We start from the raw sequence: 18,416 nt of genomic DNA, 5'->3' as shown, positions 1-18,416 counted from the left end.
CGTTAAAGCAAAAAGCTCAAGCCAACGCAGAACAGCAGCGCAGCAAACAGCCGTTTGAGCAAGCGTGGCGACAGTTTATGCGCCAGGCGCGCGCCGAAGCGGGCGAAAAACATGCTGGTCAGGGCAATCCCGAGCAGCGCCGGCAGGTACACGAAGCCCAAGCTGTGAGCGGGCAAATGTGGGTCGTGCCAGCCCAACCAGATGAAGCTCAAGGCGCTGGCCACGGCAATTGGAAAGCCGCAGGCCGACGACGTCGCCACTGCCTGCTGCATCGGCAGGCTGCGCCAGGTCAGGAACGGCACGGTCAACGAGCCGCCGCCAATGCCGAAAATCGCCGAGGCCCAGCCAACCACGCCTCCGGCAGAGGTCAGCCCGACCTTGCCGGGAACCTTGCGACTGGCCTCGGGCTTGAGGTCCAGGGCCATCTGCACGGCGATCACCAGGGCAAACACGCCGATGATCTTCTGCAGCATCGGGCCCTGGATCAGCGACGCGGTCTTGGCGCCGATACCGGCACCGACCAGGATCCCCACGGTCATCCAGACGAAGATCGGCCATTGCACCGCACCCTTGCGATGGTGCTCTCGAATGGCATTGATCGACGTGAAGACTATGGTTGCCAGGGACGTACCCACGGCCAAGTGGGTCAACACCGAAGCATCGAATCCCTGCAAGGTGAAACTGAACACCAGCACCGGCACGATGATGATGCCGCCGCCAACGCCGAACAGCCCGGCCAGCACGCCTGCACAGGCGCCCAACAGCAAATAGAGCACGAATTCCATTGTCGCCCCCGTCAATTCAGTCCGGCATGGTAACGGAAGGTAGGCCTGTGGCTCTAGTGAAGACACATTAAGTCGCTGGATCATGTCGGACGCTTTGGTAGAGTGGGCAGAAATACAGAGGCGCACCTATGTGTCTGATCGTCTTCGCCTGGCGGCCGGGCCATGCCCAGCCACTGATCGTCGCGGCCAACCGCGATGAGTTCTATGCCCGTCCCAGCCGTGTACTGGGCGCCTGGGACGATGCGCCCGGGGTGTATGCCGGACGCGATCTGGAGGCCGGCGGCACCTGGCTGGGCGTCGGTCCAGGCGGACGCTTTGCCGCACTGACCAATATTCGCGACCCGCAACTGGCCCAGGGCGCACGCTCACGCGGCGAGTTGGTGGCGGCGTTCCTGCGGGGTGAGTGTGGCGTTGAGGCCTATCTGGATCAGGTCGCCAGCCGCAGCCAGCAGTACTCCGGTTTCAACCTGCTGGTGGGAGATAGCGGCACACTGGGTTACCTGAATGCCCGTGAGGCGCAAGTGCAACTGCTCAGCGAAGGTGTTTATGGCCTGTCCAATGCTGGGTTGGATACGCCTTGGCCGAAACTGGTCAAGGCTCGCGCCGGATTGAAGCAACAGCTGGCTGACCCGCGGCCTCAGGCGTTGCTGACCCTGCTTGGGGATAACCTGCAGGCCGCCGATGGCGATTTACCGGAAACCGGCGTAGGCCTCACTACCGAGCGCTTGCTGTCGAGTGTGTTCATTGCCAGCCAGAACTATGGAACGCGGGCCAGTACGGTGCTGATTGTCGAAGCGGACGGTCGGCGCAGGTTGCTGGAGCGCAGTTTCGGGCCGTTTGGCGGGCATCTGGGGGAAGTGGATCTGCAGGTCTGAGGCTATCGCCGGCAACGCTGGCTCCTACGGGGATTGATGTAGGAGCCGGCCTTGCCGGCGATCGGCCGCAAAGCGGCCGCAACAATCACAAGGTCTTCGACGACCCGGGATTGATCATCCGCGCCAGACCCAGGTTCTTCAGGGCCAACTGCAGCGAACTGTGGATAACTTGCGGGTTGTCGATACCCATGGCCTGGGCCAACAGCTCTTGGGACTTGCTCAGGCTGACCTGACGCAGCATCCATTTCACCTTCGGCAAGTTGGTGGCGTTCATCGACAGGCTGTCGAAACCCATGGCCATCAGCAGCACCGCCGCCGCCGGATCACCGGCCATTTCACCGCAGATGCTCACCGGCTTGCCTTCGGCATGGGCGTCGCGCACCACGTTCTGCAAGGCCTGGAGCACTGCCGGGTGCAGGTAGTCGTAGAGGTCGGCAACCCGCGGGTTGTTGCGGTCAACTGCCAACAGGTATTGGGTCAGGTCGTTGGAACCGACCGACAGGAAGTCCACCTGACGCGCCAGCTCGCGGGTCTGGTACACCGCGGCTGGAATCTCGATCATCACCCCCACCGGCGGCATCGGCACGTCGGTGCCTTCGTCACGCACTTCACCCCAGGCCCGGTGAATCAGGTGCAGGGCTTCTTCCAGTTCGTGGATGCCGGAAATCATCGGCAGCAGAATACGCAGGTTGTTCAGGCCTTCACTGGCCTTGAGCATGGCACGGGTCTGCACCAGGAAGATTTCCGGGTGATCGAGGGTCACGCGGATTCCCCGCCAACCAAGGAAGGGGTTGTCTTCCTTGATCGGGAAATATGACAGCGCCTTGTCACCACCGATGTCCAGGCTGCGCATGGTCACCGGCAACGGGTGGAAGGCGGCCAGTTGCTCGCGGTAAATCGCCAGCTGCTCCTTTTCACTCGGGAAGCGCTGGTTGATCATGAACGGCACTTCGGTGCGGTACAGCCCGACCCCTTCGGCGCCACGCTGCTGGGCACGGGCGACATCGGCAAGCAGGCCGGTGTTGACCCACAGCGGCATGCGGTGTCCATCGAGGGTGATACACGGCAGTTCGCGCAAGGCATCCAGGCCCTGGGCCAACTGACGCTCTTCCTCGACCACTTCGGCATACTGCTTGCGCAGCACGTCGCTGGGGTTGGTGTAGACATCGCCCTTGTAGCCATCGACGATCATGTCGATGCCGTCGACCTTCGAATACGGCAGGTCGACCAGGCCCATCACGGTCGGAATACCCATGGCCCGGGCCAGGATCGCCACGTGCGAGTTGCCCGAACCCAGTACCGAAACCAGGCCGACCAGCTTGCCTTCCGGCACTTCGCCGAGCATGGCCGGGGTCAGTTCTTCACTGACCAGAATGGTGTTATCGGGATAGACCAGCGTCTGCTGCCGTGCTTCCTGCAGGTAGGCCAGCAGACGCCGGCCCAGATCCTTCACATCGGAAGCCCTCTCGCGCAGGTAGGCATCGTCCATCAGCTCGAAGCGATTGACATGTTCACCCACCACCTGGCGCAAGGCGCCCTGGGCCCACTGACCGGTCTTGATCACCTGTACCACTTCGCCACCCAGGGCCGCGTCTTCGAGCATCATCAGGTAGACGTCGAACAACGCGCGCTCTTCCGGGCGCAACTGGGTTGCAAGTTTGGCGGACAGGCTGCGCATGTCGTCGCGCACGCCTTCCAGGGCATTGTTGAAGAGCTTGAGCTCGGCGTCGATGTCCTCGACGGTTTTGTCCGGCACCACGTCGAGGTCGGCTGGTGGCAGCATGACCACAGCCTTGCCTACCGCCGCACCGGGAGAACCCGGCACGCCGACGAACTTGGCCTCCTGGATACCCTTGCCCTGACGACCCAGGCCACGGATCGAGCCAGTGGCTTCGGCATGCGCGATTACCCCGGCGAGCTGGGCGCTCATGGTTACCAGGAACGCCTCTTCGCCCTCATCAAACTGGCGCCGCTCTTTTTGCTGGATGACCAGAACCCCGACCACACGCCTGTGGTGGATGATCGGCGCACCAAGAAACGAGGCGAAACGCTCTTCACCGGTTTCGGCGAAGTAGCGGTAGCGCGGGTGGTCGGCGGCATGTTCCAGGTTCAGCGGCTCTTCCCGGGTGCCGACCAGACCAACCAGGCCCTCGTTCGGCGCCATGCTGACTTTGCCGATCGAGCGCTTGTTCAGGCCCTCGGTGGCCATCAGCACGAAGCGGTTGGTCTCGGGATCGAGCAGGTAGACCGAGCAGACCTGACTGCCCATGGCCTCTTTTACGCGCAACACAATGATCCCCAACGCCGTCTTGAGATCCTTGGCGGAGTTAACTTCCTGGACGATCTTGCGCAGCGTATTGAGCATGGCTCGGGGTCGAACTCCGTCGTCAGTCGCGCGCCAGCAGGCGCGGGGCAAGCTCTTTGAGAGCGCGGCGGTAAACCTCGCGCTTGAATGTCACCACCTGGCCCAGCGGATACCAATAACTGACCCAGCGCCAGCCATCGAACTCCGGTTTCCCGGTCAGGTCCATCCGCACCCGCTGCTCGTTGGAGACCAGGCGCAGGAGAAACCATTTCTGTTTCTGACCGATACACAGCGGTTGGCTGTGGGTCCGAACCAGGCGTTGGGGTAAACGATAACGCAACCAGCCGCGGGTGCAGGCAAGAATTTCAACATCATCGCGCTCTAGCCCCACTTCTTCGTTCAGCTCGCGGTACAGGGCATCTTCCGGCGTCTCTTCAGGGTTGATACCTCCCTGGGGAAACTGCCAGGCATCCTGGTTGATCCGCCGAGCCCATAGCACCTGCCCAAGATCATTCGTCAGAATGATCCCGACATTGGGGCGAAAACCATCGGGGTCGATCACGGCAGCAACCTCGCAAACGCATGTCACGGCATTGTTCCACAAAGGTCACAAGGCCAGCAACGCGCCTGTTTACCTTATGTGCACCGATGTGAAAAGTCCGTATTCTGTGGGACTTTTCAGATGTTATGCGAGTGACTTCAATGCGCCTGGCTTTATTCGATCTGGACAATACCCTGCTTGGTGGCGACAGCGACCACGCTTGGGGGGACTACCTCTGCGCCCGCGGGATTCTCGACCCGGTGGAGTATCAGAACCGCAACGATGCCTTCTACCAGGATTACCTGGCCGGCAAGCTGGACCTGGCGGCCTACCTGAACTTCAGCCTGGAAATCCTCGCGACGACCGAAATGGCGCAACTCGACGAATGGCATCGCGACTTCATGCGTGACTGCGTCGAGCCGATCATCCTGCCCAAGTCTCTGGCGCTACTGAAAAAACACCGCGACGCTGGCGACAAGCTGGTGATCATCACCGCCACCAACCGTTTCATTACCGGGCCGATTGCCAAGCGCCTGGAGGTGGACACCCTGCTGGCCACTGAATGCGAGATGGTCGACGGCTGCTACACCGGTCGCAGTATCGATGTGCCGTGTTTCCGTGAAGGCAAAGTGACGCGTCTGATGCGCTGGCTGGAAGAAAACGGCTTCAACCTGGACGACAGCTATTTCTACAGCGATTCGATGAACGATTTGCCGCTGCTGGAGCAGGTGGCCAATCCAGTCGCCGTCGATCCGGACCCTAAGCTGCGCGCCGAAGCTGAAAAACGCGGTTGGCCGGTGATCAGCCTGCGCGACTGATCGCCTGTAGGAGCCAGCCTTGCTGGCGATGCCCGGCACTGCCGGGCCAGGGGTGCTACGCGCACCATCGCCGGCAACGCCGGCTCCGACAAGCTCATCTAGACCGGCTTGGCGCCCATCAGGCCAGCGATAGCGATGAAGCACACACCACTGAACACCGCCAGTGCCAAGGTGAACTTCGGATTGCCCACCGTCGGTGCCGTACGCAGGCGATTGACCCGCGCCAGCAGCCAGAACCAACTGAATGCCCCGAAGGTGTAGATCACGCTGGAGCCCAGCACCCAGGTCTGACCCAACGGCCAGCCGATCAGGTGCACCAGCCACCAGCCGGTGAACGGCATGCTCACCAGGCAAATGCCCATCAACAGCCAGACGAACACCAGCGGTCGCTGCATCAGGCGTCTCGCTGCTGCCGTGTCGCCTTTACGACGCGCCAACCAGGTCCAGATCGCCAGACCCAGGGCACTGCCCAGCAACAGCACGGTGGCCGCGACGTGCAGGACCTTGAGAGTAGTCAGGTATTCCATGTCATTGCTTCCTTGTGAGCTGTTCTGAGCTTAGCTGCTCAGCCCAGGAACAGCCGGTACGCGGGGTTATCGGTTTCGTCCCAGTACGGGTAGCCGATCTTGGCCAGCGCGGCCGGCACCAGGTGGCGCTCATCATCCGGCACTTGCAGGCCAGCCACCACGCGACCATCGGCTGCGCCATGGTTGCGGTAATGGAACATCGAGATGTTCCAGCGCCCACCGAGCTTGTTGAGGAAGTTGAACAGCGCTCCCGGACGCTCCGGGAACTCGAAACGCAGCACCAGCTCGTCACTGACCCGCGCGGCATGACCACCGACCATGTGACGGATATGCAGCTTGGCCAGTTCGTTGTCGGTCAGGTCAAGTACCGGGAAGCCTTGCTCGGTCAGGCTCTGAATCAGCGCGCTGCGCGGGTCGGTGTCCGGGTGAGTCTGCACGCCAACAAAGATATGCGCCTCACCATCGGCATGGTAGCGGTAGTTGAACTCAGTGATCTGGCGCTTGCCAATGGCCTCGCAGAAGGCCTTGAAGCTGCCTGGCTGCTCGGGAATGGTCACGGCAATGATCGCCTCGCGGCCTTCGCCGAGCTCGGCACGCTCGGCAACATGACGCAAGCGGTCAAAGTTGACGTTGGCACCGGAGTCGATGGCCACCAGGGTCTGGCCGCTGACACCCTTGAGCTCGACATACTTCTTGATCCCCGCCACACCCAAAGCGCCGGCAGGTTCGGTGATCGAGCGGGTATCGTCGTAGATATCCTTGATCGCTGCGCAGATCTCGTCAGTACTGACGGTGATCACTTCGTCAACATAGGTCTTGCAGATGTCGAAGGTGTGCTGGCCGATCTGCGCCACCGCCACGCCGTCGGCGAACAGCCCGACCTGTGGCAATACCACCCGCTCACCCGCAGCCATGGCGGCTTGCAGGCAATTGGAGTCGTCTGGCTCGACGCCGATCACCTTGATCTGCGGGCGCAGGTATTTCACGTAAGCCGCGATGCCAGCGATCAAGCCGCCACCACCAACCGGAACGAAGATCGCGTCCAGCTGGCCCGGGTGCTGGCGCAGGATCTCCATGGCTACCGTACCCTGCCCGGCAATGGTGTGCGGGTCATCGTAGGGATGGATATAGACGAAGCCTTTTTCATCGACCAGCTTCAGCGAATACGCCAACGCCTCGGGAAAAGAATCGCCGTGCAGGACCACCTTGCCACCACGCGAGCGCACACCTTCGACCTTGATCTCCGGGGTGGTCTTGGGCATGACGATGGTCGCTTTGATCCCCAGCTCCCGCGCCGCCAGCGCCACGCCCTGGGCATGATTGCCGGCTGAGGCGGTAACTACGCCACGGGCCAGCTCCTCAGGGGTCAGCTGCGCCAGTTTGTTGTAGGCACCGCGGATCTTGAAAGAAAACACCGGCTGCAAGTCTTCGCGCTTGAGCAGGATGTTGTTGCCCAGGCGCTTGCTCAGCTGGCCGGCAGTCTGCAACGGGGTTTCGACCGCAACGTCGTAAACGCGCGAGGTGAGGATCTTCTTGACGTACTGTTCGAGCATCGGGAAAGCATCACTGAGCGGTTGGGCGGGGCTGGAAGTCTACCCCAGCGCCTTGTCGGGCGACCACAGCAAGTCCGTGGTTTTAGCCGCTATACTACGCGTCTTCACGATACTCCTCCCCGCTTCGGAGCCCGCATGACCCAGGACCAACTCAAACAGGCTGTCGCCCAGGCCGCTGTCGACTTCATTCTGCCCAAGCTCGACGACAAGAGCATTGTCGGCGTTGGCACCGGGTCGACCGCCAACTGCTTCATCGACGCCCTGGCCAAGCACAAGACTGCCTTCGATGGCGCCGTGGCCAGCTCTGAAGCGACCGCTGCTCGCCTGAAGGGTCATGGTATTCCGGTGTATGAGCTGAACACCGTCAGCGACCTGGAGTTCTACGTCGACGGCGCCGACGAAAGCGACGAGCACCTGAACCTGATCAAGGGTGGTGGCGCGGCCCTGACCCGCGAGAAGATCGTTGCCGCTGTGGCCAAGACGTTCATCTGCATCGCCGACGCCAGCAAGCTGGTGCCGGTGCTGGGCGCCTTCCCGCTGCCAGTCGAAGTGATTCCGATGGCCCGCAGCCATGTGGCGCGCCAGCTGGTCAAGCTGGGCGGCGACCCGGTCTATCGTGAAGGCGTGGTCACCGACAACGGCAACATCATCCTCGATGTGCATAACCTGCAGATCACCAACCCGGTGGAGCTGGAAAGCCGGATCAACGCCATTGTTGGCGTGGTCACCAACGGCTTGTTCGCCGCGCGGCCGGCGGATCTGCTGTTGCTGGGGACTTCTGAAGGGGTCAAGACTCTCAAGGTCTAAAAGCATCGCGGGGCAAGCCCGCTTGCCCCGCGATGAAGTTTATTCAGTCGGCTTCTTGAACACGTAAAACAGGTTCGGTTCGCTGACCAGATAAATGGTCCCGGCATCGTCCATGGCGATGCCCTCAGCCTGCGGCACGCTGCGCTTCAAGCCCTGAAAGCCCTTGCGCAGCGACAACGTGCTCAACGGCTTGCCCTTCACATCCAGCTCCACGACCAGCTGAGACTCATCCGACAGCGCCAGCAAATGGCCGCTGCGCTCATCGAATTGCAAACTCGACAGGTCGCGCACAAACAGCCGTGAATCACGTTTCTGGTCTTGCACCACATGCACGGCATACGGTTGCCCAGGGCTTTCGTGTGGGAAACCATGTACCTCATAGATCAGCATCGGGTCGCGCTCCTTGGCCACAAACAGGCGTTTGCCTGCCGAGTCATAGGCCAAACCCTCGAAGCCTTTGTTGCCATTGAGGCCAATGCCCAAGGTCAACTGCTCGGCATCCTTGGCATCGAGAAACAGCGTGCTGTCCTGCAGGCGCACGCGAATCAGGCGTTGTTCGCGCTCGTCGGTAATCACATAACTGCCCGGCCCGATGTATTCCACTGCCTCCGGGTCGCCAAAGCCGGTCAATGGCACACGGCGCAGGATGCGTCCGTCCAGTGACAGCTCAATCAGCTCGGAACGCTTGTTGGTTACCGTGAACAGGCTGTTGCGGTCAGGGTCGAAAGTCAGCGCCGAGATATCGTCGTCGAGGCCTTCGATCGTCTTGGCTTCGAGCACCACCTGGTATTGGTCCAGGCCAATGCTCTGCTCGAACGGCTGCCACCAGGTCTTGAGGTTGAACCAGCCCCGCTCGTACAGACGGTAGTGCTGCCCTGCTACTGCAAGCAGTAACAAGGCAATCAGACTCACAAACAGGGCAATCAGCGGTAAGCGGATGTAGCGGCGCATTCAGAAGGACTCGATGGGTGGCAGGCGGAATCTAACCACACTCTGCTGAATCCAAACTTAACCTGGATATCGGACAAGTCTTAAATCAAGGCTTTTTGAAACGATAGAACAGGTTCGGCTCACTGACGATATACAGGGTACCGTTGTCGTCCATCGCCACACCTTCGGCGCGCGGGATACGCTTGCTCAAACCGTTGAAGCCACCGAGCAGGGTCATGAAACTGACCTGTTCGCCGGTCTCATCCAGCTCCAGCAGCATGTTGGAATCAGCCGACAATACCAGCATGTGCCCGGTACGCGGGTCGATGCCCAGGGCCGAGAGGTTGCGCAGGTCCAGCTCTTCGTTTAGCAGCGGTTGCTTGTCACCGGCCAGCGGGCTATGACCATCGCTACCCCAGGTAAACAAGGCTGGCGGACGCTCTTCGCCAAGGACAATACGTTGCTGGCGAGGGTCCCAGGCTATCGCCTCGAACGCCTTGTTCTGGTTTTCCGATGGACCGAGGTCGTACTGCGGGAAATCAGCGATATTCAGTGAACGGGTATCGGCAGTCAGGGTGACGATGGTCAGCGAGTGATCACGCTCATCGACAATCGCCAGCCGCCCGCCCTCAAGTGCCGCCACACCTTCGGGATTGCTCCAGCCCACCAGCGGCATCTTGCGCAGGACGTCACCCTCAAGGTTCAGTTCGACCAGGAAGGGGTTTTTGCCCATGACGGCGAACAGGGTTTTACTGGCAGGGTTGTAGGTCAGGTCGGACGCTTCGTCATCTTCCATGCCCGGCAAGACCTTGGCATCGATATCGACCTGGTAGTCCGGCAGCCAGATGCTGGCTTGCTGCTCGGCCGGGCTTTCAAAACGTTCCTGCAACCACAACAGCCCGCGATCATCCCAATGCATGGCAATCGCCACGCCGTAGCCGATGATTGCCGTCGCTGCCAACCAGGTCGACCAACGCAAAGCGAGCCCACGCTTTCGAGCAGACGGCACGGATTTACTGGATGAAACGGGAGACGCCATGGGTTTGCTGCTCTTTTTTGCCAGTTAATAACACACTACCGGCACGTTCGCAGAGCCAGATCCGCAAGCATTATCCGGATTGATTGTGAAAAAAATGACAAAAGCCGACAGCGCGCAGAGCAGCCAGCGTGACTGGCTGCCCTGCCGGGCTACAACACTGTGCTTTCGAAACGGCTGATACCCGGCAATTCCAGCACCAGTTCATCGCCGGGATTGAGCGGGCCGACACCAACCGGGGTACCGGTGAGGATCACATCGCCGGCCAGCAGCGAGAATTGCGAGGCCATGTGCTGGATCATCGGCACGATCGGATTGAGCATCAACGCGCTGTTGCCGTCCTGGCGCACTTCACCGTTGAGGGTCAGGCGGATACCGATGTCGGTCAGGTCGTCAAAGGCACTGACCGGCACGAACGGCGGCAGTACGCAGGCGCCATCGAAGCACTTGGAACGCTCCCACGGCAGGCCTTTCTCTTTCAGCTGCGCCTGCAGGTCGCGCAGGGTCAGGTCCAGGGCCGGAGCAAAGCCGGAGATGGCGTCGAGCACTTCTTCTTCGGTCGGGTGGGTAGACAGCGACTTGCCGAGCAACACGGCAATTTCCGTCTCGTAGTGCACCGAACCGCGCTCAGTCGGGATCTTGAAGCCGCTGTCGAGCGGCACCACACAACTGCCCGGCTTGATAAACAGCAGGGGCTCGGTCGGGATCGGGTTATCCAGTTCTTTGGCGTGCTCGGCATAGTTGCGCCCGATGCACACCACTTTGCCCAGGGGAAAGTGAATACGCGTGCCGTCTACATACTGGTGCTGATAGCTCATTACCGACTCCTGGCGCAATTGAAAGCGCTTATGCCTTTGACTTACTCGGCAGCGAAGATCTTGCCCGGGTTCATGATCCCGTTCGGATCGAACACCGCCTTCACCGCTTTCATGTATTGAATTTCCACGGGCGAGCGGCTGTAGGTGAGGTAGTCACGCTTGGTCATGCCCACCCCGTGTTCGGCCGAAATCGAGCCGTTGTACTTCTGCACGGTCTCGAATACCCACTTGTTCACCGTAGCGCACTTGGCAAAGAACTCGTCTTTGCTCAGGGCGTCGGGTTTGAGGATGTTCAGGTGCAGGTTGCCGTCGCCGATGTGGCCATACCAGACCACTTCGAAATCCGGATAGTTTTCTGCGACGATCGCATCGATATCGCGCAGAAATGCCGGCACTTTCGATACAGTGACCGAGATATCGTTTTTGTAGGGTGTCCAGTGCGAGATGGTTTCAGAGATGTACTCGCGCAACTTCCACAGGTTCTGTAGCTGTTGCTCGCTCTGGCTCATTACACCATCGAGCACCCAACCCTGCTCCACGCAGTATTCGAAGGTGGCCAAGGCGGCATTGGCCACCTCTTCGTTGCTGGCTTCGAATTCCAGCAGAGCATAGAACGGGCAAGGGGTGTCGAACGGCGCGGGGACATCGCCGCGACCCATTATTTTGGCCAGCGCCTTGTCGGAGAAGAACTCAAAAGCCGTCAGGTCGAGCTTGTCGCGAAACGCGTGCAGTACCGGCATGATCGAATCGAAGTCCGGGGTGCCAAGGACCATAGCGGTGAGATTGTTCGGCGCACGATCCAGGCGCATGGTCGCCTCGACCACAAAACCCAGGGTACCTTCAGCGCCGATGAACAACTGGCGCAGGTCGTAGCCCGTGGCGTTCTTGATCAAGTCCTTGTTCAGCTCCAGCAGATCGCCGGCGCCGGTGACGACCTTCAGGCCAGCCACCCAGTTGCGGGTCATGCCGTAGCGAATGACTTTGATTCCGCCGGCATTGGTAGCGATATTGCCACCAATCTGACTTGAACCTGCAGAAGCGAAGTCCACTGGGTAGTACAGGCCCTTGTCTTCGGCAAAGTTCTGCAGTTGCTCAGTGACCACCCCCGGCTGACAGACCACGCTACGGTCGAATTCATCAAAAGCGAGGATCTGGTTCATGTAGTCGAAGGACACGACCACTTCGCCATTGGCCGCCACTGCCGCCGCCGAGAGGCCGGTACGCCCGCCCGAAGGCACCAGGGCAACCTTGTGCCGGTTGGCCCAGCGCACGATGACCTGGACCTGTTCGGTGCTCTTGGGAAACACGATGGCCAGCGGCGCCGGGGCAAAGTGTTTGGTCCAATCCTTGCCGTAAGTCTCGAGGGAGTCCGCATCGGTCAGCACCTTGCCGGGCTCAACCAGGGTCATCAGCTCATCAATCAACGCAGAATTGGTCATCGACAGAACTCTCGAACTATTCATAGTCACCCTGAGCACACTTCACGTGCCAGGGATGGGCGTATCGGGGGGTACTCATGCTAGCATACGCCCCCCGCTGATCGCGCTTTTGGGCCGATGCTGCGAGAGCTTCACTTCCCTGCCATTTTTCTCCGGGACACAGGTTTACGCAGATGAGCAAGACTTCTCTCGATAAGAGCAAGATCAAGTTCCTTCTTCTCGAAGGCGTCCACCAATCCGCCGTGGACGTCCTCAAGGCCGCCGGGTATAGCAACATCGAGTACCTCACCGGTTCTCTGCCCGACGCTGAGTTGAAAGAAAAGATCGCTGATGCCCACTTCATCGGCATCCGCTCGCGCACTCAACTGACCGAAGAGGTTTTCGACTGCGCCAAGAAACTGGTCGCTGTCGGCTGTTTCTGCATCGGTACCAACCAGGTTGACCTGAACGCCGCTCGCGAGCGCGGTATCGCCGTGTTCAACGCGCCGTACTCCAACACCCGTTCGGTAGCCGAACTGGTATTGGCCGAAGCGATCCTGCTGCTGCGCGGCATCCCGGAGAAAAACGCTTCCTGCCACCGTGGTGGCTGGATCAAGAGCGCGGCCAACTCCTTCGAAATCCGGGGCAAAAAGCTGGGTATCGTCGGCTATGGCTCGATCGGCACCCAATTGTCGGTCCTGGCCGAGAGCCTGGGCATGCAGGTGTTCTTCTTCGACCCGCTGACCAAACTGCCACTGGGCAACGCTACCCAGGTCACCAGCCTGAACGAGCTGTTGGGTCTGGCCGACATCGTCTCGCTGCACGTGCCTGAGCTGCCGTCCACCCAATGGATGATTGGCGAGAAAGAAATCCGCGCGATGAAAAAAGGCTCGATCCTGATCAACGCCGCCCGCGGTACCGTGGTCGAACTGGATCACCTGGCTGCAGCGATCAAAGACAAGCACCTGATCGGCGCTGCCATCGACGTGTTCCCGGTCGAGCCGCGCTCCAACGACGAGCAGTTCGAAAGCCCGCTGCGTGGCCTGGACAACGTGATCCTGACCCCGCACATCGGTGGCTCCACCGCCGAAGCCCAGGCCAACATCGGTCTGGAAGTAGCCGAGAAACTGGTCAAGTACAGCGACAACGGTACGTCCGTATCGTCGGTCAACTTCCCTGAAGTGGCCCTGCCGGCTCACCCGGGCAAGCACCGTCTGCTGCACATCCACGAAAACATTCCGGGCGTACTCAGCGAGATCAACAAAGTCTTCGCCGAAAACGGGATCAACATCTCCGGTCAGTTCCTGCAGACCAACGAGAAAGTCGGTTACGTGGTAATCGACGTTGATGCCGAGTACTCGGACCTGGCGCAAGAAAAACTGCAACAGGTCAAGGGCACCATTCGTTCCCGCGTGCTGTTCTAAGTTCTTCTAGCGACAAATCGCGGGGCAAGCCCGCTCCCACAGGTTAATGAATGCCTGTGGGAGCGGGCTTGCCCCGCGATGCTTTCAACCCTTACTGAACAGTAACAGTGATCTTCTTCGATTCAACGCTTGGTTTGAACGGCACGTGGAACTTGTCGCCCAACACCAGCTGCAGAGTGTGCTTGCCCGGGGCCAGGGTCAATTCGACCTCGGTCTGTGCCTTGCCAAAATGCAGTACTTGCGGACCGGCTGGCAGCGGCGCCTTGTTTGCCGGCAGCAGGCTGGTAGGCAATACCTGATCAGCGGCCGGCTCATTGTCGACATCTACCAGCAGGTGGTGGTGGCCGGTGTGCGGGGTCTGGTCACCCGCTGGTTTGAGCTCCATGCCCTCGATACCGAATTTGACGGTAAAGGTCTTGTCGACCGTCGCGCCATCGGCCGGGGAAACGATGAAGACCTTGGCGTCTTTCGGCGGCTCCTGGCTCTTCAGGCCTTCGGCGGCTGCGGCAAACGCCGAAACCCCCATCAACAGGCCAACGACGGCTGCACGCGAAACTAGGCTTTTCATTCACTTCTCCTGTGATGTGTTTCTATAACCTTGCCTATGAAACGAGAGGCAATGGCTTGTAACCATAGATCAATTGAATCGGAACATATCCGAATTTTCGCACAGAAAATATTTCATCCTGCGCATAACATCCTACAACCGATGCTGTCCTAAGTTGCGCTCGACCGTGGCATCATCAGAAAGCTGCGGCGAACTTTTAAACTGCCAATAAATTCAAGGGACCTAAATGCGCCTGACCATAGGGATACTACTTGCCACCCTGCTCAGCCCATGGGCACATGCCGAACTGATCGACGACATGAATGACCGTGGTGAATTGCGCATTGCCGTCGAAGCCAACATGCCACCGTTCAACTTCAAGGATGACGGCAAGCTGGCGGGGTTTGAAATCGAACTCGGTCGGCTGCTGGCCGACGAACTGGGAGTGCGCACCGAGTTCGTCGTGACGACTCGCGACGATTTGCTGCCGGGTGTCGAGAGTGGCAAATATGACATCGCCCTGAACCAGGTCGCTGCCACCCCCGAACTCAAGGAGCGTCTGGATTTCAGCGAACCCTATAGCTATTCCAGCGCCCAGTTGATCGTGCGCAAGGACGAGAAGCGCTCACTGGCCACCCTCGGTGCACTCAAGGGCCACAGCCTCGGCGTGGTTCAGGGCAGTCAGTTCGCCGAACAGGCGCGGGGCGTCGAAGGGGTCGATCTGCGCAGCTATCCAGACGCCAGCCAACCGATCAAGGACGTGGCCAGCGAGCAGATCGATGCCGCCATCAGCGACCGTCTGCTGGTGCCTTATGCCATTCGCGACAGCCAGCAAGCGGTGGCCGAAGGCGCGACCGTCGGCCCGATCCTGAGCCTGGCGATTCCGTTTCAGAAGGGTAACCCGGCGTTCCACAGCGCGGTAGACAAAGCCCTGCAGCGCATCAAGGCCGATGGCCGACTCGAAGCACTGTCGCAAAAGTGGTTCGGGATGGACGCCAGCAAGCCGCCGAAGTAAGCAAAACCATCGCGGGGCCTGTGGGAGCGGGCTTGCCCCGCGATGGTTTTAAAGTTGTCTCAAGGCTTGCTCTGCCGCCTCAAGCTCCAGCTCACTGAACACCTGCACCCCTTCCCGGCGCAGCAAGGCTGTGGTCACTCCTTCGCCTGTTACTTGGGTACCACTGAAGGTACCGTCATACGTCAGCAGATTGCCGCACGAAGGGCTACCCGACTTGAGCACTGCGACACGAATGCCATGACGACGGACCAGATCCAGCGCCAGCTGCGCACCGGCGAGAAACTGCGCACTGACATCCTCGCCAGCAACCGTAATCACCCGTGCATCACCCTCCAGCACGGCACGACCCTGGCCGCCGGGAATTTCCGCCGGTGGCCGTGGCGTCGGTAGACCACCCGCCACTTCCGGGCACAATGGCACAATCCGGCCTTCGCGTTGCCAGCGTTGCAATAGGTCAGGGTGACCACTGGCGCGCCCGTCATAGCGCACCGGCTGACCTAGCAGGCAGGCGCTGACCAGCACTTTGTGCGGCTTAGAACGGTTCGTTGCCACGACGGCGGAACCAACCGGTGACCGACAAACGCTCGCGCCGGGCCGGCAGCACTTCATGGGGAATATCACCGGAAAGGAACACCACCAGGCAGCCACCATTTGGCTGCACGTCGTGCTCCGCACCATCCTTCAGGCTCATGCGCAACTGTCCGCCGTCGTCCGGCAACCAATCCGGGTTGAGGTAGATCACCGCTGACACCGTGCGCCGGTCGTCATCGCGAAAACGGTCGAGGTGCTTGCGATAGAAGGCGCCGGGCGGGTACAGGGCAAAGTGGCACTCGAAGTCTTCAAGGCCCAGGAACAAGCCACGATTGAGGGCTACACGCAGGCCGTCCATCAATTCCAGATACTGGTCACAGCACGCTGCCTGACCAGGCTCCAGCCACTGGATATGGTCGCCGCGAATACCTTCGCGAACCTCTTGGGTCAGGCCCCGCCCTACCGCTGCAGGCGCCAGCTCGCCCTCTGCGGCGCGTGTACGACACTCAGCCGCCAGTGCCAGGGTCAGAGACGCTGGAAGAAAGATGTCCTGCTGTGACCAGCCATGGGTGGCCAGGTCGTCGACAATGCGCAACAGCAGTGGGTGATCAGGAGATAAGGACATGGCGCGCATAGTATCCATCTGCTGCGAAAACCGACAGCGCCACTTGGCCGAGAGTATGCAATGGCTTCTCGACAAAGCCCGGCCAGGCCAAGACAATAGCGCCCTGCCGACAGGAGTCCTGAATGCGCCGTTTGTTTTTTTTGCTGATGATGATCTGCACCACGCCTGTCTGGGCAGACAGCCTCGACCAACTCTATAAGGTCGCCGGCTGGCCTGAGCAGCGCGCCCACTTTACCGATGCGCTCGATGCCGCCCAGCAGCGCTATCGCAATAGCCTGCCGCCCGCCGTTTATCAGGCGTTGCTCACTAACAGCAACCAGCGTTTCCAGGCCCAGGCTGTGGACAAGCGCGCGCAAGCGCAATTGCGTGCCCACCTGAGCAATCCCGACCCTGCGCTGGCCTTCTTCCAGTCGCCGCTGGGACGCAAGATTGTCGCCGCTGAACTGCTGGCCACCCGTCGTGACCAGCTGGCCAAGAACGCCAAGGGCTTGCCCAAGATCCAGGCCAGCGACAACCGCTTGCTGATCATCGGCCACCTGGCCCAGGCCCTGCCCGCACGCGAAGCCGGTGCCGAAGTCAGCCTGGCAATTGCCGGGGTCGCGGCCGACAGTCTCAGCCAGATGATCCCCGGCCTGCTCGGTGGTGGCCAGGCCCAGAGCCTGCTTGACGGTCAACGCCAGCGGCTGATGGAGCAAATTGGCAGCGAACTTAACAACACCCTGCTCTACGTGTATCGCGACTTGTCCGATGAAGAGCTGGATGAGTTCGCCACCTTTGCCGAATCGGCAGAAGGCCAGACGTACTACAAGGCCGCCCTGGCCGCGATCCGCGCCGGCCTGGCCGTCGGGCAGAACACCTCGGACCTGAAGTGATCAGTCCAGGCGCTGGTCGATGAAGTCAAAGAAGCGCTGACGGATCGCCGGCAATTCGTTGGCCAGATGATGCCGCGCCTCGGGTATCAGCAGAATGTCAGGCGCGGCGAATTTTTCCTGCAGCACCTTTAGGTTGTGCGGCCAGTCCACGGTCATGTCGGACTGCCCCTGAATAATCAACGGCCGCCGCGCACTGACTGGCGCCGCCTCGATGCGTTTGACCCAATCTACCAGTGCCCCGACCCAGGCTGTCGGCAAGCGTCGCGGTTGCAACGGATCTGTCTGCAGGAACGGCAGGAAGGTCGGGTCGTTGCTGTTGTCACTGAAGCGCCGCTCAATGCCTTTTACAAACGGCCGCAGCACGCGGTAGCTGAATTTTGACCAGCGCCACGCACGTGGCCGCACCAAGGGCGCCAGCAAAATTACCTGGCCCTGGGCCGGGCTCTGCGCGCCAGCGTGCAGCAGATGATCCACCACGATCGCCCCACCGGTGCTCTGCCCGCAGAGATGCCAGGGCTGTGGCAGCCCGAGGCTGCGCCCCTGCTCGAACAGGGCCTGCAACACCTGCTGATAGGCGCCGAAGTCGTCGATGCTGGCCCGCTCGCCGCTGGACAAACCATGCCCTGGCAAGTCACAAGCGAGCACGGCGTAGTCCTGATCCAATGCCCAGTCGATGACATGGCGGTACAAGCCCATGTGATCGTAATAGCCATGCATCAACACCAACGTCGCCACGGGCTGCGCGGGCAGCCACACCTGCCCGACCAACTCGAAACCCGCCGCCTCGAAGCGTCCCAGCCAGTGCTGCGGTGCTACCTTGCGAGCCGGCAGATCCAGCCCATAGTAACGCTGATAGGCCTGGGCCTGGGTCGACAACGGCTGACGCGCCGTCATGGGCGCCAGGCTGGCGCGTAACGAGTCGGACTGAAATGACGCAGGCATAGAGTATTTCCACACAGCAGAAGCCGGATTTTGACCTGTGATATTCA

Annotated in this window: 19 protein-coding genes; 6 read left to right on the top strand and 13 right to left on the bottom strand. The window is 60.6% G+C overall.

The features are described 5' to 3' along the window. Positions 1-2: 2 nt before the first annotated feature. A complete protein-coding gene (locus C6382_RS18555) occupies positions 3-785 on the bottom strand; it encodes a sulfite exporter TauE/SafE family protein (RefSeq protein WP_107025816.1) in 783 nt (260 codons plus the stop codon). Between the two features lie 128 nt (positions 786-913). Between C6382_RS18555 and C6382_RS18550 the strand changes: the two genes are divergently transcribed. Beyond that, a complete protein-coding gene (locus tag C6382_RS18550) occupies positions 914-1,660 on the top strand; it encodes an NRDE family protein (protein ID WP_107025815.1) in 747 nt (248 codons plus the stop codon). An 85-nt stretch (positions 1,661-1,745) separates the two neighbouring features. Here C6382_RS18550 and ptsP read toward each other — a convergent pair whose 3' ends face one another. Next, positions 1,746-4,025: a phosphoenolpyruvate--protein phosphotransferase gene (gene ptsP / locus C6382_RS18545; protein ID WP_107025814.1), complete on the bottom strand. Its 2,280-nt coding sequence runs from the start codon at positions 4,023-4,025 to the stop codon at positions 1,746-1,748. 22 nt (positions 4,026-4,047) lie between these two features. Continuing rightward, entirely contained in the window at positions 4,048-4,527 is a 480-nt protein-coding gene (locus tag C6382_RS18540; RefSeq protein ID WP_010222140.1) for an RNA pyrophosphohydrolase, read from the bottom strand. Positions 4,528-4,667: 140 nt separating this feature from the next. Between C6382_RS18540 and C6382_RS18535 the strand changes: the two genes are divergently transcribed. Further along, positions 4,668-5,324, top strand: coding sequence for an HAD family phosphatase (locus tag C6382_RS18535; protein WP_107025813.1), 657 nt, complete (start codon positions 4,668-4,670; stop codon positions 5,322-5,324). Between the two features lie 98 nt (positions 5,325-5,422). Here the strand turns inward: C6382_RS18535 and C6382_RS18530 are convergent, their stop codons facing one another. After that, a complete protein-coding gene (locus tag C6382_RS18530; protein WP_107025812.1) occupies positions 5,423-5,851 on the bottom strand; it encodes a DUF2269 family protein in 429 nt (142 codons plus the stop codon). 38 nt (positions 5,852-5,889) lie between these two features. After that, positions 5,890-7,404, bottom strand: a complete 1,515-nt coding sequence (gene ilvA, locus C6382_RS18525; protein ID WP_107025811.1) for a threonine ammonia-lyase, biosynthetic — start codon at positions 7,402-7,404, stop codon at positions 5,890-5,892. 135 nt (positions 7,405-7,539) lie between these two features. On the opposite strand from ilvA, the gene rpiA reads away from it, so the two are divergent. Then, positions 7,540-8,211 carry a ribose-5-phosphate isomerase RpiA gene (gene rpiA, locus C6382_RS18520; RefSeq protein ID WP_107025810.1) on the top strand — a complete coding sequence of 224 codons (672 nt, stop codon included), beginning with the start codon at positions 7,540-7,542 and terminating at the stop codon, positions 8,209-8,211. Positions 8,212-8,250: 39 nt separating this feature from the next. Here the strand turns inward: rpiA and C6382_RS18515 are convergent, their stop codons facing one another. From C6382_RS18515 to C6382_RS18500, 4 genes are all read right to left on the bottom strand, one after another. Beyond that, positions 8,251-9,162: an SdiA-regulated domain-containing protein gene (locus C6382_RS18515; RefSeq protein WP_107025809.1), complete on the bottom strand. Its 912-nt coding sequence runs from the start codon at positions 9,160-9,162 to the stop codon at positions 8,251-8,253. An 85-nt stretch (positions 9,163-9,247) separates the two neighbouring features. Continuing rightward, positions 9,248-10,180: an SdiA-regulated domain-containing protein gene (locus C6382_RS18510; protein WP_107025808.1), complete on the bottom strand. Its 933-nt coding sequence runs from the start codon at positions 10,178-10,180 to the stop codon at positions 9,248-9,250. 149 nt (positions 10,181-10,329) lie between these two features. Then, positions 10,330-10,995, bottom strand: coding sequence for a fumarylacetoacetate hydrolase family protein (locus C6382_RS18505; RefSeq protein WP_107025807.1), 666 nt, complete (start codon positions 10,993-10,995; stop codon positions 10,330-10,332). A 41-nt stretch (positions 10,996-11,036) separates the two neighbouring features. Further along, the gene (locus tag C6382_RS18500; RefSeq protein WP_107025806.1) at positions 11,037-12,434 is read right to left on the bottom strand and encodes an FAD-binding oxidoreductase; all 1,398 of its coding nucleotides are present in this window, start codon (positions 12,432-12,434) and stop codon (positions 11,037-11,039) included. 173 nt (positions 12,435-12,607) lie between these two features. Here C6382_RS18500 and serA point away from each other — a divergent pair, with 173 nt between their 5' ends. Next, entirely contained in the window at positions 12,608-13,837 is a 1,230-nt protein-coding gene (gene serA, locus C6382_RS18495) for a phosphoglycerate dehydrogenase (protein WP_107025805.1), read from the top strand. A 91-nt stretch (positions 13,838-13,928) separates the two neighbouring features. Here serA and C6382_RS18490 read toward each other — a convergent pair whose 3' ends face one another. Beyond that, a complete protein-coding gene (locus C6382_RS18490) occupies positions 13,929-14,405 on the bottom strand; it encodes a DUF4399 domain-containing protein (protein ID WP_107025804.1) in 477 nt (158 codons plus the stop codon). A gap of 226 nt (positions 14,406-14,631) precedes the next feature. On the opposite strand from C6382_RS18490, the gene C6382_RS18485 reads away from it, so the two are divergent. Then, positions 14,632-15,399 carry a transporter substrate-binding domain-containing protein gene (locus C6382_RS18485; RefSeq protein WP_107025803.1) on the top strand — a complete coding sequence of 256 codons (768 nt, stop codon included), beginning with the start codon at positions 14,632-14,634 and terminating at the stop codon, positions 15,397-15,399. Between the two features lie 48 nt (positions 15,400-15,447). Here C6382_RS18485 and C6382_RS18480 read toward each other — a convergent pair whose 3' ends face one another. Together C6382_RS18480 and C6382_RS18475 are read right to left on the bottom strand one after the other, a co-directional pair. Next, positions 15,448-15,951 (bottom strand): DUF523 domain-containing protein, encoded by a 504-nt coding sequence (locus C6382_RS18480; RefSeq protein ID WP_256589139.1) that lies wholly within the window; start codon positions 15,949-15,951, stop codon positions 15,448-15,450. After that, positions 15,932-16,564 carry a 2OG-Fe(II) oxygenase gene (locus C6382_RS18475; protein ID WP_107025801.1) on the bottom strand — a complete coding sequence of 211 codons (633 nt, stop codon included), beginning with the start codon at positions 16,562-16,564 and terminating at the stop codon, positions 15,932-15,934. Before C6382_RS18475 ends, C6382_RS18480 begins: the two co-directional genes overlap by 20 nt. A gap of 113 nt (positions 16,565-16,677) precedes the next feature. Between C6382_RS18475 and C6382_RS18470 the strand changes: the two genes are divergently transcribed. Then, entirely contained in the window at positions 16,678-17,427 is a 750-nt protein-coding gene (locus C6382_RS18470; RefSeq protein WP_107025800.1) for a DUF2059 domain-containing protein, read from the top strand. Here C6382_RS18470 and C6382_RS18465 read toward each other — a convergent pair whose 3' ends face one another. Next, positions 17,428-18,369: an alpha/beta hydrolase gene (locus tag C6382_RS18465; protein WP_107025799.1), complete on the bottom strand. Its 942-nt coding sequence runs from the start codon at positions 18,367-18,369 to the stop codon at positions 17,428-17,430. Positions 18,370-18,416 lie beyond the last annotated feature (47 nt).

Origin of the sequence: Pseudomonas sp. BBP2017, from assembly GCF_003024385.1 — a bacterium.
Lineage (GTDB): Bacteria > Pseudomonadota > Gammaproteobacteria > Pseudomonadales > Pseudomonadaceae > Aquipseudomonas.
This window is presented reverse-complemented; position numbering and strand designations above follow the sequence as displayed.